A 231-nucleotide genomic window follows, 5' to 3' on the forward strand; every position below is an offset into this window, starting at 1 on the left:
GCGGCCATACTGCGCGCATGGTCTCCAAATATCGTCCGAAAGCTCCGATTGTGGCGGTTACGCCGCACGCAGGCGTTGTTCGGCGACTTTCCATTGTCAATGGCGTCTATCCGGTATTGGGAGCGCTCTGCCACTCCACTGACGAAATGCTGGAGCTTTCCGTCAATGAATCGTTGAAAGCGGGCTACATCCGTCATGGCGATTTGGTCATCATCACCGCGGGGGTTCCTG

General features: G+C 56.7%; 1 protein-coding gene. It reads left to right on the forward strand.

The genetic code is table 11. The features are described from left to right. On the forward strand, nt 1–231 hold a 231-nt coding region (locus tag MXD62_RS09785; RefSeq protein WP_368862368.1), incomplete at both ends, for a pyruvate kinase alpha/beta domain-containing protein.

This window comes from Frankia sp. Mgl5, assembly GCF_023242985.1.
Classification (GTDB): domain Bacteria; phylum Actinomycetota; class Actinomycetes; order Frankiales; family Frankiaceae; genus Parafrankia; species Parafrankia soli.